14 protein-coding genes and 1 tRNA gene are annotated in these 14,943 nt (G+C 55.6%); 10 read left to right on the forward strand and 5 right to left on the reverse strand.

All coding sequences use genetic code 11. The features are described from left to right. Positions 1-36: 36 nt before the first annotated feature. Both ubiB and ABJI30_RS00875 read right to left on the reverse strand, forming a co-directional pair. Positions 37-1,590: a 2-polyprenylphenol 6-hydroxylase gene (ubiB, locus tag ABJI30_RS00870; RefSeq protein WP_348015009.1), complete on the reverse strand. Its 1,554-nt coding sequence runs from the start codon at positions 1,588-1,590 to the stop codon at positions 37-39. 13 nt (positions 1,591-1,603) lie between these two features. Beyond that, positions 1,604-2,341 (reverse strand): class I SAM-dependent methyltransferase, encoded by a 738-nt coding sequence (locus ABJI30_RS00875; RefSeq protein ID WP_348015010.1) that lies wholly within the window; start codon positions 2,339-2,341, stop codon positions 1,604-1,606. A gap of 129 nt (positions 2,342-2,470) precedes the next feature. Between ABJI30_RS00875 and mutM the strand changes: the two genes are divergently transcribed. From mutM to ABJI30_RS00890, 3 genes are all read left to right on the forward strand, one after another. Continuing rightward, positions 2,471-3,283, forward strand: a complete 813-nt coding sequence (mutM, locus tag ABJI30_RS00880) for a bifunctional DNA-formamidopyrimidine glycosylase/DNA-(apurinic or apyrimidinic site) lyase (protein ID WP_348015011.1) — start codon at positions 2,471-2,473, stop codon at positions 3,281-3,283. A gap of 127 nt (positions 3,284-3,410) precedes the next feature. Beyond that, entirely contained in the window at positions 3,411-3,674 is a 264-nt protein-coding gene (gene rpsT / locus ABJI30_RS00885) for a 30S ribosomal protein S20 (RefSeq protein WP_348015012.1), read from the forward strand. Positions 3,675-3,861: 187 nt separating this feature from the next. Next, entirely contained in the window at positions 3,862-4,608 is a 747-nt protein-coding gene (locus ABJI30_RS00890) for a DUF4136 domain-containing protein (protein ID WP_348025379.1), read from the forward strand. Positions 4,609-4,644: 36 nt separating this feature from the next. Here the strand turns inward: ABJI30_RS00890 and dnaA are convergent, their stop codons facing one another. Further along, positions 4,645-6,087, reverse strand: coding sequence for a chromosomal replication initiator protein DnaA (dnaA, locus tag ABJI30_RS00895; RefSeq protein WP_348015014.1), 1,443 nt, complete (start codon positions 6,085-6,087; stop codon positions 4,645-4,647). 536 nt (positions 6,088-6,623) lie between these two features. On the opposite strand from dnaA, the gene ABJI30_RS00900 reads away from it, so the two are divergent. Continuing rightward, positions 6,624-6,699: transfer RNA gene (locus ABJI30_RS00900), tRNA-Val, on the forward strand. A 24-nt stretch (positions 6,700-6,723) separates the two neighbouring features. Here the strand turns inward: ABJI30_RS00900 and ABJI30_RS00905 are convergent. Further along, on the reverse strand, positions 6,724-7,338 hold the full coding sequence (locus tag ABJI30_RS00905) for a TlpA disulfide reductase family protein (protein ID WP_348015015.1): 615 nt from the start codon (positions 7,336-7,338) through the stop codon (positions 6,724-6,726). Between the two features lie 16 nt (positions 7,339-7,354). Here ABJI30_RS00905 and argH point away from each other — a divergent pair, with 16 nt between their 5' ends. The 6 genes from argH (at position 7,355) to ABJI30_RS00935 (ending at position 11,855) form a co-directional block, all read left to right on the forward strand. After that, positions 7,355-8,731, forward strand: a complete 1,377-nt coding sequence (gene argH, locus ABJI30_RS00910) for an argininosuccinate lyase (protein ID WP_348015016.1) — start codon at positions 7,355-7,357, stop codon at positions 8,729-8,731. A gap of 1 nt (position 8,732) precedes the next feature. Further along, a complete protein-coding gene (locus ABJI30_RS00915; RefSeq protein WP_348015017.1) occupies positions 8,733-8,984 on the forward strand; it encodes a hypothetical protein in 252 nt (83 codons plus the stop codon). 35 nt (positions 8,985-9,019) lie between these two features. Continuing rightward, positions 9,020-10,288: a diaminopimelate decarboxylase gene (lysA, locus tag ABJI30_RS00920; RefSeq protein ID WP_348015018.1), complete on the forward strand. Its 1,269-nt coding sequence runs from the start codon at positions 9,020-9,022 to the stop codon at positions 10,286-10,288. 1 nt (position 10,289) lies between these two features. Further along, positions 10,290-11,066: a siroheme synthase gene (locus tag ABJI30_RS00925; RefSeq protein ID WP_348015019.1), complete on the forward strand. Its 777-nt coding sequence runs from the start codon at positions 10,290-10,292 to the stop codon at positions 11,064-11,066. Then, complete coding sequence (locus ABJI30_RS00930) at positions 11,063-11,545, forward strand: DUF2721 domain-containing protein (RefSeq protein ID WP_348015020.1); 483 nt, start codon at positions 11,063-11,065, stop codon at positions 11,543-11,545. Before ABJI30_RS00925 ends, ABJI30_RS00930 begins: the two co-directional genes overlap by 4 nt. Before the next feature lie 142 nt (positions 11,546-11,687). Continuing rightward, positions 11,688-11,855, forward strand: a complete 168-nt coding sequence (locus ABJI30_RS00935; RefSeq protein ID WP_348015021.1) for a hypothetical protein — start codon at positions 11,688-11,690, stop codon at positions 11,853-11,855. A 119-nt stretch (positions 11,856-11,974) separates the two neighbouring features. Here ABJI30_RS00935 and ABJI30_RS00940 read toward each other — a convergent pair whose 3' ends face one another. After that, positions 11,975-14,914, reverse strand: a complete 2,940-nt coding sequence (locus ABJI30_RS00940; protein WP_348015022.1) for a TonB-dependent receptor — start codon at positions 14,912-14,914, stop codon at positions 11,975-11,977. Between the last annotated feature and the right edge of the window lie 29 nt (positions 14,915-14,943).

Here is a 14,943-nt window from a genome sequence, read left to right on the forward strand (position 1 = left end):
AAAACATCGAGTTTTCAGCGGCTAGACTAACACATGCTATCCCAACCACCAAACGGCGCTCGCGCCGATCGCCGCGGCGACCAGGGCGGTGAACATATAGCGCCAAAAACCTCCGCCGGAGCGCGCCTTGCGGCGATCCCAGATCAGTTCGACATCGGCCACGGGCAGGGCGGGCGGAGCTCCGCCTTTGCGGGGCAGCTGCTGGTCGAGGCGACGGACGATATCGGGGAGCATCATCAGCGTATCGACATCAGAGGTTATGCGGTCGGCAATGGCCGCTTCCGGCCCAAGCTCGCCGCGAATCCATTCTTTCACATAGGGCCCGCTGGCATCCCACATGTTGATCCCCGGGTTCAGGTCGGTGGCAATACCTTCGACCATGACCATGGTTTTTTGCAGCAGCAACAGATGTGGCTGGGTTTCCATGTCGAAGTCGCGGGTAATCGCAAACAGGCCGTCCAGCATGTCGCCGACGGACAGCTCGCTCACCGGCTTGCCGCGCATCGGCTCGCCGACAGCGCGCAAGGCGGTGGCAAAATCTTCCATGCTGTGATGATCCGGCACATATTGCGCTTCGAAATGGATTTCAGCGACCCGTTTGTAATTGCCGGTGGTCAGGCCATAGAGGATTTCCGCCAGCCAGAAACGCGCCTTTCGGTTGATTCGTCCCATGATTCCAAAATCTATGGCGACGATCGTGCCATCGGGTTTTACGAACAAATTGCCCTGATGCATGTCGGCATGAAAATAGCCGGCGGCAATGGCTTGCTGCAGAAATGTGTGCACCAGACGGTTGGCCAGATCATCGAGGTCATGGCCTGCCGCAATCAGGTCATCGCGTTTCGAAATCTTGACGCCGTCGACCCAGTCGAGCGTCAGCACACGGCCGGATGTCCGATCCCAGTCGATAGCCGGAATTTCATACTGATCGACATTTTCCATATGCTCGGCAAGTTCCGATGCGCTGGCCGCTTCTCTGCGCAGGTCCAGCTCACGCATGGTCCAGCGCCGGAAATTGGCAATCACAAGCTGTGGCCGCAGGCGTTTGGCTTCTCCGCCCATCGCCTCGAGATGCGCCGCTGCCCATTCATAGGTATCGATATCCTGGCCGAATTTCTTGATGATGCCGGGGCGCAGGACCTTGACGGCGACATCCTTGCCTTCGACAGTTGTCGCACGATGCACTTGTGCAATCGAGGCGGCACCAACGGGCTCGGGATCAATATGACTATAGAGTTCATCGATCGGCCGGCCCAGGCTTGTTTCTATCTCGTCCCGAATTTTGTCGAATGCCACAGGCGGCAGACTGTCCTGCAACTGGAGCAAATCGCGTGCGGCTTCTTCGCCAATAATATCCGGACGGGTGGCAAGGGTCTGGCCCAGTTTGATTGCCGCCGGGCCGATGGCCTGAAGTGCCGCAGAATAATTGGGTTCCTTTGGTTGAAACGTCCCCAGTCCGATGAACCAGATCAGTCGTTTGACTGCCAAAGGTGTAGCCTTGTGCTTCGCAACATCGCGCAAGGCGCCATGTTTAGCTAGTGTGCGGCCCCATCTAAAGAGACGAAAAAAATGAGTTCTTGCAGAAGTCATGTTATCGGCTCGCTCAGACTTTCCAGCCGCTGTGAATGGCGACCAGGCCGCCCATCATCGGTTCCACCCGCGTCTGAGCAAAGCCAGCATCCTCGATCATCTTTCGAAAATCTTCCATCGGCGGGAAACGATCAATTGATTCGGCCAGATAGCGATAGCTGTCTTCGTCCCCAGCCACGGCTTTTCCGATTTTCGGCAGGACACGGTGGGAATAAAAATCATAGACCTTGTCAAAACCCGGCCACAGCGTTTTCGAAAACTCCATGCAATAAAATCGGCCGCCATAGCGCAAGACGCGGTGTGCTTCGGCCAGCGCTTTGGGAATATCGGTGACGTTGCGGATGCCGAAAACAATTGTGTAGGCGTCGAAATGGACATCGGGAAAATTCAGTGTCTCGGCATTCTGTTCGCTCCAGACCAGCCCGTCGACGCCTTTTTTGATCGCTCGGTCAATGCCTTCGGACAACATGTCCGCATTGATATCGGCAACCGTGATATGCGCACCGCTGTCGATCATGCGAAAGGCGATATCGCCGGTGCCGCCGGCCATATCCAGAATGTCCTCTCCGTCTCGCGGCTTGACGCGCCGCACGAAGCGATCTTTCCAGAGCCGGTGTGTACCCGCGCTCATTGCATCGTTCATGACATCATATTTGCTGGCGACACTGGAAAAGACCTGACCGACCCGGCCGACTTTTTCGTCCGGTGCCACTTCTTCAAAGCCAAAGGAGACAGTCTTGCTTTCAATCATAGATGGTTGCTCTTGCCATGGGTTCGCCCGACTTGCGCGGGATTTCTTTCCCGCATTAGACGAGCCTTGGCAGCACTGCAATCTCCCTGTAGCTGCACTTTGGACCGTATATCTCAATCAGGGACAAGCATGCCGGAGTTACCAGAAGTCGAAACCACTGTCGCCGGGCTGCGCCCCGTCCTCGAAGGCCGGCGGTTGACGCGGGTCGAACCGCGCCGCGCGGATCTGCGCCGTCCGATCCCGGAAGATCTGCGGCAACGCATGACTGGTGCGCGGGTGACCGGGCTTTCCCGGCGGGCCAAATACGGGCTGATTGAAACAGATCGCGGGGATGTACTGGTTTTCCATCTCGGCATGTCGGGACGCTGGCGGATCGATCCGTCGGAAATTGAAAAGCATGATCATCTGGTTCTGGAAACCGAAGATGACCGGCAACTGGTCCTCAACGACCCGCGCCGCTTTGGTTCGCTCGATTTGATCCGTGCCGATGAAGTGGACGATTTCGGACCCTTTGCCTCAATGGGGCCGGAGCCATTGGGTGAGGAGTTTACGGGACAGTATCTGAAAGCCGCAACATGGGACCGCAAGGCGCCGATCAAGCAGTTGCTGCTGGATCAGCATGTGGTGGCCGGGCTTGGCAATATCTATGTTTGCGAAGCGTTACATATGGCAGGCATATCTCCGCGCCGTGCGGGTGCGGGTATTTCCCGGCCACGTTATAACAGGCTGGTGGAAGCGATCCGGCAAGTCCTCGCCTCTGCCATTGCCGCCGGAGGATCCAGCCTACGGGATTTCGTGCAACCGGACGGAGAGCTGGGATATTTTGCGAAACAATGGCTGGTCTACGGACGCGAAGGCGAGCCATGCCGGTGTGGTGCTCCGGTGATGCGGCGTGTGGATAGCGGTCGATCCACGTTTTTCTGCCGAAAATGCCAGAAATAGAGACCATCCGGATTCGGTGACTAAGCTATTGACGAGAATCACCCGCCACGCTATTGCCCGCCGACTTGAGCCAGCGTCGCGTTTGCGATTCACGGCGAACCAGCATTTCAGATTTTGAGGTATTTTCATGGCTAATACGCCGCAAGCTAAAAAACGTATCCGTCGCAACGGACGCCGCACGGTCATCAACAAGAACCGCGTGAGCCAGATCCGGACGAAGATCAAATCGGTTGAACTCGCTCTGGAAGCAGGCGACAAAGCCGCTGCGACGACGGCTCTTGCAGCAGTTCAGCCTGAATTGGCTCGCGGCGTGGCGCGCGGCGTGTTTCACAAAAACACGGCATCCCGCAAATTCAGCCGGCTCACAAAGCGACTCGCTGCTCTGTCCTGATCTGATCAGCATGTTTTAAAAGATAGCCCGCCCGTTCACGGCGGGTTTTCTTTTGCCTGCAGCAATTGATCGGTCTGTTTCAACGGCACGCCGGTTTGAGTGTGCAGTGATTCGGACCGCATTTTTCCTGATTTTACTGCTTTGAGCCGATAATCCGTGCTTTTTTGTCGTTCAAAACGGGTTCAGCATGCTATTGCTACTGACCAGAAAATGGTGGCGGGCAACTGAAGGAATGATGATGACTGGGTTTCAAAGCAAACCGCATCCGGCAAAGACCGGCATGGCCAGAAAATTGAAGATTCTGGTCCCTCTCGCTTTTTTGACATTGGGCGCTTGCGCCACTCCGTTTCGTGCTGATGTTCAGCGGTTCGAGGCTCTGCCCGAAACGCAGGGCCAAAGCTTTGCCGTTGTTGCGTCAGACCCCGACCTGGCCGGTGGCCTGGAATTTTCGCAATATGCCGGTCTTGTCGAAGAACGCATGACTGAATTGGGTTACCGCAAGAGCGCCGATCTGGCGAGCGCGGAACTGCTGGTGCAGATGGACTATGATGTCGACAAGGGTCGCGAAAAAACCGTGCGTGACTATGACCCGTTTTATTCGCGGGTCCGGTTTGGAGGCTATTACGGTCGCGGCTTCTATGGACGACACCGCTACCGCTATGGTTTTCACGACCCGTTCCTGTTCGGTGGTCACGGATTTTCGGGCTATGGCGGGGTGAGAAGCTTCACCGTGTACACGACCGAGCTGGACCTGAAAATCAATCGTCAGTCGGACGGAGAACGCTTGTTTGAAGGCAAGGCGGAAGCATTGTCGCGCTCCAAGAACCTGACCTATCTGGTGCCTAATCTGGTCGAGGCCATGTTCACTGAATTCCCCGGAAATAGCGGTGAGCGCGTTCGCATCTCGGTCGCACCGGAAAAAGACAAGAAATAGAAGGGCGCTGGTTTAGCGCTCAAGAATTGCCCTGCGTCAGCTTTCGAGCTGGCGCAGCAGCATACGGACGTCATTGTCCATTTCGGTATCTTCGCCGCGCAATTGTTCGACCAGCTTGACCGCATGAATAACCGTGCTGTGATCGCGTCCGCCAAATTTGCGGCCGATCTCAGGATAGCTGCGCGGTGTCATCACCTTGGCGAGATACATCGCAACCTGGCGAGGACGTGCAACCGCCCGTGCCCGTCGCTTGGAAGACATCTCATTGCGGTCGAGCCGGTAATATTCGCAAACCGTTCGCTGGATTTCATCAATCGTGATCCGGCGGCGGCAGGCACTTAAAATATCGGACAATTGTTCTTCAGCCAGTTCCCGACTGATCGGCCGGCCGGTCAGCTGCGCATAGGCGAGCAGCTTGTTGAGACCGCCTTCCAGTTCCCGCAGGTTGCGACTGATAGTGCGCGCCAGGAATTCGACGACATCTGCGGGTACATCCTGATGCGGCAAACCGGCGAGGCGATGCTGCAATATATCGCGTCGCAATTCCAGGCCTGCGGACTGGATATCTGCAACCAGCCCCATCGACAGACGGGACAGCAGCCGCTGGTCAACACCGTCCAGCGCCTGAGGTGGCCGGTCTGCAGCCACGACAACCCGTTTGCCCTGACTGATCAGCGAGTCGACCGTATGCAAAAATTCTTCCTGCGTGCTGTTCTTGCCAACAATGAACTGAATATCGTCGATCATCAGCAGATCGGCTTCACGCAATGCCGCTTTGAACTCCATCGCTTCGTTACGGCGCATGGCAGATACAAATTCGATCATGAACCGTTCGGCCGACATGTAGATGATCCGGGCACCGGGAAATTCATTTCGGTAGGCATGGCCAATGGCATGCATCAGGTGGGTTTTGCCCTGACCCGTTGATGATTGCAGATAGAGCGGGCTGAACAGCGGCTTCTCGGCGTCCGCCATGCGCTGGGCGGCATTCAGCGCGAGCACGTTGGAATGTCCGGCAATAAATTCATCGAACGTCATGCGGGCATCTAGGTCGAGCCGGAATTTGCCATTTTGTGCGACGGTAAAGGGCGGTACGGGTTCGGCGATCTTCTGCTCTTTAACTTGCGCAATCCGGGCAGCTCCGGCTTTTGCCGCGAAGTTGATCGACTTCACATCAGAAAACTGGATCTTCCACGCGAGTGCCAGGCGATCTGCATAGCGTTCGCGTACCCAGTTGGCGGCAAATTCCGATGGCAGGGAAAGGGACAATGATCCTTGTGCCGGATCAAAGGCCGTCAGTTTGATCGGTTTGATCCATTGTCCGTAAATCTGGGCGCCAAGGTCGCGGCGCAATCCCGAACAGATGTTCAGCCAGGCGTCATTCAGCCGGGACTGCAATTCGGGTTCATCATCCGGTTGCGCACCGGCGATGGTTACCAACCGATCATTTTCCTGTCCCGAATTTTGAACCACTGACATCCCCCGATAAATCTCAAGCGGTTTCATCTCGCTGAAACCGCCAGCCTATTCTCACACTTCCTGCATCCTGAAACCAACAGCCCAGCCAAAGGATGTTGAAGACACAGCTCGTGTATCGCTGGAGTCGCGTTCCAGCCCGGTATTTTTTTTATATTGAGACCAGGATTACCCGAATCCGTGACCACCAACCGAGGGATCATTACTAAGCCCCAGCGAACGAGTCGATCAAGGCCGATTTCATAAAAAAAATGAAATATTTCTGTTGACAGAGGCAAGCCGTGGATTTTGCTAAAAATCTTTCTAAGTATTTGAATAACAACAATATTTATCTGTGGATAAGCAGGTATAGGGCGCGAATCGCGGGAAGAGCTTGTCTTTCCGTTTTTCGCTCGTGACAGACAGTCGAACAATCTCTCCAGACGTTGGGCTTTATGTATTTCTGATCCAGACTGCGGAAAGATGCTTGCCAAAGCTGCGATGTTTTGGCAATGGCCCCGGACCAGTCGGCGGGTCTTCCCGCCTTGACCTCGATATGGGGGCGATTAGCTCAGTTGGTAGAGCGCTTCGTTTACACCGAAGATGTCGGCAGTTCGAGCCTGTCATCGCCCACCATTTTCCGGAACAGAATTTCGGGCTTCACTCCGCCGCCAGTGTTTCCGCCAGCAGCATTGCTGCGCGCGGTCCGTCCCAGTCCATTGCGCCCACGACGCGCCAGACTTCCTTGCCTTCGGCATCGTAGAGAACCGTGGTTGGCATCAGGCCTGATCCAAAGCCGAAACTCAGCCCGTTTTTAGGATCAATATAGGCTTCCAGCATTTTGAAATCGGTTCGGGCAAAAAAGGGATCCACTTTCTCTGCGCCCTGAATATCCTGTGAGACAACGAGCACGGTCATCCGGTCCTTTTCCCGCAGAGCCAGTTCGTCAAGCATTGGCATTTCGACAACACAAGGCGCGCACCAGGTTGCCCAGATATTGACCAGTACCGGCTTGCCCTTGAAATCGGAAAGCCGGACGGTGCTGCCATCGGGCGCCTGAAACGGGGTATCGACAACCGGACTGCCGCGCTGCGAGATGTCCAGTTTGCCGACCAGCCCGCTGTCGCTCTCGATCACTTCGCTGTCTTCAGCAGTGCTGTCTCCGCTTTCATTTTGCGCAGCATTGTCTTGCTCCGGTACGGCTGAGCCTCTATCGCAAGCAGATAATGCCAATGGCACAAACAAGAGCAGGAATATTCGTATCACTAATCGCACATCAGATTCCAACAGCATGTGGGGCGGCAGGTTTGCCGATGGCCCTTCATCGATCATGCGCGAGATAAACGCCTCTATCCCGTTCGACAAGAAATTATGGCAGCAGGATATCCGCGCATCGCTTGCCCATGTCGCAATGCTTGCCGAACGCAAGATTGTCGAAGCGGAAGATGCGACGCAGATCATTAACGGCCTGAACCAGATTGCCGAAGAATTTGCCGCAAATGGCGTGACCGAAGATCTCGATCTGGAAGACATTCACATGCATGTCGAGGCGCGGCTGACCGAGATTATCGGACCCGTTGCCGGCCGGTTGCATACCGCACGTTCGCGCAATGACCAGGTTGCCACGGATTTCAAGTTATGGGTGCGGGATGCAATGGATCTCGTGGATGCGGGGCTCGCCGCATTGCAGAATGTGTTGCTCGACCGCGCGGAGCAACATGCCGATTCCATTCTCCCGGGATTCACGCATTTGCAATCGGCTCAACCGGTCACTCTGGGACATCATCTGATGGCCTATTTCGAGATGATCGCACGTGACCGTTCGCGCTTTGCGGATGCTCGTCAGCGGATGAACCAGTCTCCCCTGGGCGCGGCAGCATTGGCCGGAACGGGTTTCGACATCGACCGGGAGCAGACAGCGACTATGCTGGGCTTTGAGGCACCGACAAGAAATTCGCTGGATTCTGTTTCGGATCGCGATTTTGCGCTCGACTATCTGATGGCTGCAACCCAGTGCAGTTTGCATTTGTCGCGGCTGGCGGAAGAGTTTGTAATCTGGGCCAGTCAGCCATTCGGCTTTGTCACCCTGCCGGACAGTTATTCCACCGGATCGTCGATCATGCCGCAAAAGCGCAATCCCGACGCAGCGGAACTGGTACGCGGTCACAGCGGCCGGATTGCCGGAGCCATGCAGGCGCTGGTGATGACCATGAAAGGGCTGCCGCTGGCCTATTCAAAGGACATGCAGGATGACAAGCCACCTGTGTTCGAGGCGCACGATCTGCTCGGCCTGTCGATTGCAGCCATGACCGGTATGATCGAGGACGTGACATTCAACACCGACCGGATGAGAGCGCTTGCCGAATCCGGCTTTGCGACCGCAACCGATTTTGCCGACTGGCTGGTTCGCGAGATGCAGCTGCCTTTCCGCGAAGCACATCATGTAACCGGCGCAGTGGTGGCACTGGCAGAAGAAAACAGCTGCGGTCTGGCTGATCTCAGCCTCGATCAGTTTCAGTCGGTTGACACACGCATTACCGATGCGGTCTATGCCGTACTTGGCGTCGATGCCTCGGTTGCGAGCCGATCCAGCTATGGCGGGACAGCCCCGGTTCAGGTCCGGGCGCAGATTGATGCTGCGAGACAGGCCTTGGCGCAGGAGAAGTGAGATGAACCGCAATATTTCCATGATCGTGCTTTTGCCGGTACTGGGCTTGCTCTCGGCATGCGGTAACCGCGGGGGGCTGGAACCGGCCAAAGGCCAATCGCTTCCACCCGCAGCATATGGTGAAGCAGAACCCGCCACCAGTGATCAGTTGCTGGAGCCGTCCACTCAGGCCCGGCCCGAGCGCAGTGATGAATTGTTGCGGCGGTCGGAGAAACGGCAGGATGATAAATTTGATCTGCCGCCACCGGGCTGATCACCGCTTTTTTAATTACCTGAAGGCCTGAATCCATGGACCATTTTCAATTGAAAGACGGCGTACTGCACGCAGAAGACATGCCGCTGCCGGTTATTGCCGAGCAGGTGGGCACGCCCTGCTATGTCTATTCCCGCGCAACCCTGGAACGGCATGCGCGGGTCTTTCGCGAAGGATTGCAGGATGCCGGAAATATCCATCTCGCCTTTGCGGTGAAAGCCAATCCCAATCTCGCGGTGTTACGCATATTGGCCAATCAGGGTTACGGTGCGGATGTGGTTTCTGGCGGCGAACTGGAACGGGCGCTTGCGGCAGGAATGAAGGCCGAGGATATTGTTTTCTCCGGCGTCGGCAAAAGCCGGTCCGAACTCCTTCTGGGCCTCGACAGGGGGATCGGCCAGTTCAACCTGGAATCGGAAGAAGAGGGCGTAATGCTCGCGGAAATCGCCTCTGCGCGAGGACAGCAGGCGCCGGCCACGTTGCGGGTCAATCCGGATGTCGATGCGGGAACCCATGCCAAAATATCTACCGGCAAGGCGGAGAATAAATTCGGGGTGGCCATCGATATTGCACCGGACATCTATGCACGTCTGTCCGCTCTGGATGGCTTGGACATGCGCGGTGTTGCGGTGCATATTGGCAGCCAGCTGCAGAAACTGGATCCGCTCGAAAAATGCTATGCGCGGATGGGTGAGCTGGTGGCAGAATTGCGTGACGCAGGGCATGCGATCACCCATGTCGATCTGGGCGGTGGTCTCGGTGTGCCCTATTCCGGAGAGGATAATCCCCCAAGCCCGGCTGACTATGGTGCGATGGTCGCGCATGTGACCAAGGGCTGGAATGTGACGCTGATGTTTGAACCAGGTCGCGTGATTGCAGGCAATAGCGGCGTCATGATGACGCAGGTGATCCGGATCAAACCCGGTGTGAACAGCGATTTTGTGATCGTGGATGCGGCGATGAACGATTTGATGCGTCCGGCCATCTATGACGCCTGGCATGATTTTGAAGCGGTGAAACCCAGCGGGCAGATGATGACGGCATCGATCGTCGGACCGATTTGCGAAAGCAGCGATATTTTTGCGAAAGAACGCGAAGTGGACCGCGTCGAGACTGACGACTTTGGCATATTCCGGACCGCAGGCGCATACGGGGCGACCATGGCCAATACCTATAATAGCCGCCCGCTTGTGCCAGAGGTTTTGGTCGACGGCGACAAATATGCCGTGGTTGCCGAACGCATTGAACCGGCAACGATCATGGCGGCAGAACATGTTCCTGACTGGTTGAAGCAGGGCGGTTGAATTGGATCAGCTACCCATCTTTGTGAACCTGAAAGGACGCAAGGTGATCCTGCTGGGCACCGGAGAGATGGCTGATGCCAAGAAACGGTTGTACGAGCGCGCCGGAGCGGAATTAACGGATGACGAAATGACCGTCGACGCGGCTTTGGCGGTTGTGGCCATTGAAGGAGATGCCGCTGCCTTGGCGGCGGTGGAGCGTCTGAAAGCACGAGGACTTCTCGTGAATGCCGTCGATCGTTCACAATTTTGTGACTATACGACACCCGCCATTATCGATCGGGACCCGGTTCTTGTCGTCATTGGTACCGGCGGCGCATCTGCAGGCCTTGCCAAGGCCGTGCGTCAGCGGTTGGAACAATTGTTGCCCGCAAATCTGGGCGGATTGGCCAGGGCTCTTCATGGGGCTCGGGACAGGATCAGGCAGATCTGGCCAACCGGACCTGACCGCCGCCGCGCGATTGACGCCGCGCTGGATCCGGGCGGTCCGCTGGATGTCATGACCGAACGCTCCGAGGCGGATTTAGAGACGTGGCTGGCCATGCCGCTCGCCGAACAGCTTTCGGAAGTTGTCGATCTCGAATTGTCGAGTTCGGATCCCGACGAATTGACGATCCGGCAGGCGCGTTTGCTGGGTCAGGCGGATCAGATATTCAGCAGTCCGGATGTGCCGGAAGTGATTTTGCAACGGGCCCGCGCGGATGCCGAGCGATTCGAGCTATCGTTCTGGGATGAGCAGCCGACGCAGGGACTGGCGCTCAGAATAAGGATGAAACCATGACACCGGTCCTTCCGGAAATTGCCAATGCCGATATCGTGACCGTTTTGCAAACCGCTATGGCTCCGGCATTTCTTCTTGTCGGCCTCGGCGCGATGCTCAATATTTTTACCGGACGCCTGGCCCGCATTATCGACCGTTCCCGGGTGATGCAGGAGCTGTTCAAGCAGACGGAAGGTCAGGAGCATGATCTGGTGGTCAATGAATTGCATGACCTGCAGTTGCGGATCAAGCTGGTGAACAGCGCCATTTACCTGAGCGTTGTGAGCGGGATCGTGGTCTGCATATTGATCGGATTGCTTTTTGCAATGGGCCTGACCGGCAACCAGATCCTCGCGCAGATTGTTGCCGGCGCGTTTGTTGTGGCGGTTATTCTGCTTTCGCTGGCGCTGGTCCAGTTCCTCCGCGAGGTGCGGATCGGTATTCGCGATTTCATGATCCGTGAAGAATTTCTGGAAAAAACCGATTCCAACGGCCTTTAGTGCCAATGTAGTAAGAGCAAGCGCCAACTCGGCGCAAAACCCGGCAATGGGCCGAAGTGTCGCAAAACGTTCGCTGATCGCCAGCGATACCATAGAGTGCAAATCCTTCAGAGCAGGTGGGACCAGCGAGAAGGAAGTAATCATGTATATGCGAATGGCATTGGCTAGCCTGGCGATCATCGCGCTCAGCGCATGCGTGGCAGCCCGTGAAGATATCGATCCATCATCCGGGCAATATGAACCCGAGGGATTTGATCCGGAACGTGAACTGGAACCTTCCGAACCTCATCCGTCGGAACCATCGCCATAATATTTTCGGGAAAATACAAAAAGGGGTGAGTATTTCTACCCACCCCATTGGCTCTGAACAGACACAGGAGAGAGTCGGTTCAGAGAGTTGTCCAGCCTGCCCCCGCAGACTGAAAAAAGTTAGAAACCGACTTTGGCGCCCAGTCTCCAGATCCGGCCCAGCGGATTGCCTGTGAACGGGTTGTAACCCAACTGCACCCGAGCGGATGGCGCATCAGCATTGGTGAAATTCTCGACCGAGAACTGCAATTGCGCATCAAATGCCTGGATCGGCAGGTCGTAGGCCAGATGCAAGTCATGCTGCGTGTAGCTGGCGATGTTCCGGCCAAAATTGGTATCACCAAAACTGGTGGTGGCACATGGTGCCGGCAATGCAGGGCAACGCTCGTCACGCACACCATCCACATATTTGACACCATAGCGCGCGTTGAACCCGCTGATGTTGAAGTTGACATAGGCATTGCCGCGCCAAGGTGCAATCGTACCGGGATTGCGATCGAGATTGGCCAGACCGACGGCACTGAAACCATCACGCAGCAAATTGCCGTTGAGGTTAAAGTCACCTACATTGTACGTGAGAATGTGGCTGGCATTTGCACCTAGAGTCAGCACGCCCGTTCCCACATCCATGGTGTATGTAGCTGCAAAATCAAGCCCAGTCGTCTTGGTTTTTGGACCATTGACCCACTGTGTGAAGACACGAGATATATTCAGTCCTGTCGTAGTCCCTTGAACACACGCACCGCCATCAAAGGTGATCAATCCCGCAAATGGGCTTGCACAATTGGCGAGGCCGCCTGGAACCGGAACGACACTGCTGGCAATTGCCTGACCATCGGTCGTCGTGATTTCATCTTCGAAGTCAAAACTCCAGTAATCTACCGAGAAGTTGAAGCCGCCAAAGTCGACAATCGCGCCAACATTATAGGTGAACGCAGTTTCAGGTCCCAATGTGGTCGGGTTCCCTGCAATATCAACAGCCTTGAAGTTTCCGGACGCCGCAGTAAGTCCCGCAAGCGAAGTCACAGCATTGGTGGAAACCTGAGAAGCCAAAGGTGCACGGAAGGTTGTGCCGACAGACCCGCGAAGTACCAGCCAGTCGGTAGGTTCCCAGCGTGCGGAGCCTTTTGGATTGAAAGTCGAACCAATGGATCCGCCATAAGACTCGAAGCGAGCCGCGGCCGTTATTTCAAACGTGTCGCTGATCGGGACGGCGACTTCGGCAAAAAGCGCTTTTACATCTTGCGACAGCGAAACGTTTCTTTGCCCGCCGAGGAAAATGAATGAACCGGCGCCTTCCAAGGCACCGCCTACACAGCTCTGATCTCCCAATACCGGACAAGGGTTCAAGTCCAGATTGCCGAATTCATTGAGTGGCTTGTTGTTGAACTTGGTCTTGCGATATTGCGCGCCTGCTGCCCAGCCAACCGCACCGCCGCCCAGATCCAGGCCTAGCTCGCCAGAGAATATCAGATCGGCAACGACCGTATCTTCACTCTGGTCATTGCCATTGGGAATTTGGAGCCAGCGTACAAGCTCGGGGCTGTTTTCAGCGCCTGGGACATAAAACGGGTTTGTCAGATCAAAAACTGGATTTCTCGGACCTGCGTTGGAAAACGGGTTGAACCACAAACAACCATTTGCGCCCGGCGTTGTGCCCGTACAATTGGGTCCGCCGAGACCATTCAGCGCGGACTGCAGCCTTGACCCGACAATGCCCGGTGAACCGCCTCTGCGTTCAAAGTTCATCATCGTCAGAGAGAATTGTCCGCGTACGCTGTCGGAAAAATCTTTCTCGAATGTACCAGAAAAACGGAAGGCTTCACTATTCACGAATTGCCGACCCGAACCACGTTCATCGGTTGGATTACCCAGCCAGCCAAAAGGCCGCCACAAGAACACGCCGATCGCAGCGGGTGTGCCTGTCAAACCATTTTGTGCGACAAATGGTGCAACGCCCGGATTGTTTGGCGAGACCGTGAAGCCACCACCCAATTGCGCTCCGCCAGGACCCTGTAGCGGGGGATAACCTGGTGATGTACCAATGGAGTCAAGGTCGGTCTTGGCGTAAGTAAACTCGCCGTGGAAACGGAACGTGTCTGAAAGATCTACGTCCGCCTGAACATAGGCCTGATAGCGATCAGTTTCTTCAACAAGGTTGTCAAACGGGATGAAACTGAACCGGCAAAGAACGCCGTCCGCAACACCGCCAAGTTCGTTACAACCTCTATCAGGCTGCAAGGCAACACCTGGCGCAATCGGAACAGCACCGCCAGCGCCGACCACTGTAAATGTACCCGGAGTAGCAAGCGCAGACCATGCCGACGGATTTACGTCATAAGGTTGAAAGCCGTATGACCGTTCGGTTGATGGTAACTCAGACCGATGTTGCCACCCGAAACCGGCCAATATATTGATATCGCCAAATGTGCCGCCTGCGAGAATTGATGTGGTCCAGTTTCCGTCGGAACCATTGATAAACTCATAGTCACCTTTCATCTCGACGCCTTCGAAACCTTTTTTGGTAACAAAGTTTGCCACGCCCGCGATGGCATCAGAACCATATGTGGCCGCTGCGCCGTCTTTCAGAATTTCAATCCGGTCGAGCGCAAAAAGTGGTATGGAGTTTGTATCCCCAAAGCCGCCGCCAACAGCGCCTGGAGCGGTGAGTGTCCGCCGGCCGTTAAAAAGCACCAGCGTACGTTGCGGACCAAGGCCGCGGAGGTTAATTGAACCGAGGCCCTGATTACCTTGAGCAGTTGTCGAAAACTGGTTGGTGTCGCCAAGAACACTGCCAACTTGCGGCAGATCCTTGATAAATTCAAGCGCCGAGGAAACACCTGCAGTATCCAGCTCTTCAGATGTAAAAGTATCAACAGGTTGCGCTGCATCTTCTGGGGTGCCGCGAATGAAAGAACCGGTAACAACAATGACCTGGTCGTTTTCTGCGCTATCCTGATCACCTTGCGCATCCTGTGCGTAGGCAAGATTTGGTAGCAATGTTGAAGACAAAATGGCTGCAGTAAGCGCGCTCGTACGACGCAAGAATGACTTGTTCAATTATTCTCTCCCTATGCAGGTAGATTACG

Origin of the sequence: Parasphingorhabdus sp., from assembly GCF_039968395.1 — a bacterium.
Lineage (GTDB): Bacteria > Pseudomonadota > Alphaproteobacteria > Sphingomonadales > Sphingomonadaceae > Parasphingorhabdus.

Coding starts and splice junctions, on each gene's coding strand:
- ubiB (WP_348015009.1), bottom strand. CDS start 1,590: ATGACTTCTGCAAGAACTCATTTTTTTCGTCTCTTTAGATGGGGCCGC.
- ABJI30_RS00875 (WP_348015010.1), bottom strand. CDS start 2,341: ATGATTGAAAGCAAGACTGTCTCCTTTGGCTTTGAAGAAGTGGCACCG.
- mutM (WP_348015011.1), top strand. CDS start 2,471: ATGCCGGAGTTACCAGAAGTCGAAACCACTGTCGCCGGGCTGCGCCCC.
- rpsT (WP_348015012.1), top strand. CDS start 3,411: ATGGCTAATACGCCGCAAGCTAAAAAACGTATCCGTCGCAACGGACGC.
- ABJI30_RS00890 (WP_348025379.1), top strand. CDS start 3,862: ATGCTATTGCTACTGACCAGAAAATGGTGGCGGGCAACTGAAGGAATG.
- dnaA (WP_348015014.1), bottom strand. CDS start 6,087: ATGTCAGTGGTTCAAAATTCGGGACAGGAAAATGATCGGTTGGTAACC.
- argH (WP_348015016.1), top strand. CDS start 7,355: ATGTGGGGCGGCAGGTTTGCCGATGGCCCTTCATCGATCATGCGCGAG.
- ABJI30_RS00915 (WP_348015017.1), top strand. CDS start 8,733: ATGAACCGCAATATTTCCATGATCGTGCTTTTGCCGGTACTGGGCTTG.
- lysA (WP_348015018.1), top strand. CDS start 9,020: ATGGACCATTTTCAATTGAAAGACGGCGTACTGCACGCAGAAGACATG.
- ABJI30_RS00930 (WP_348015020.1), top strand. CDS start 11,063: ATGACACCGGTCCTTCCGGAAATTGCCAATGCCGATATCGTGACCGTT.
- ABJI30_RS00935 (WP_348015021.1), top strand. CDS start 11,688: ATGTATATGCGAATGGCATTGGCTAGCCTGGCGATCATCGCGCTCAGC.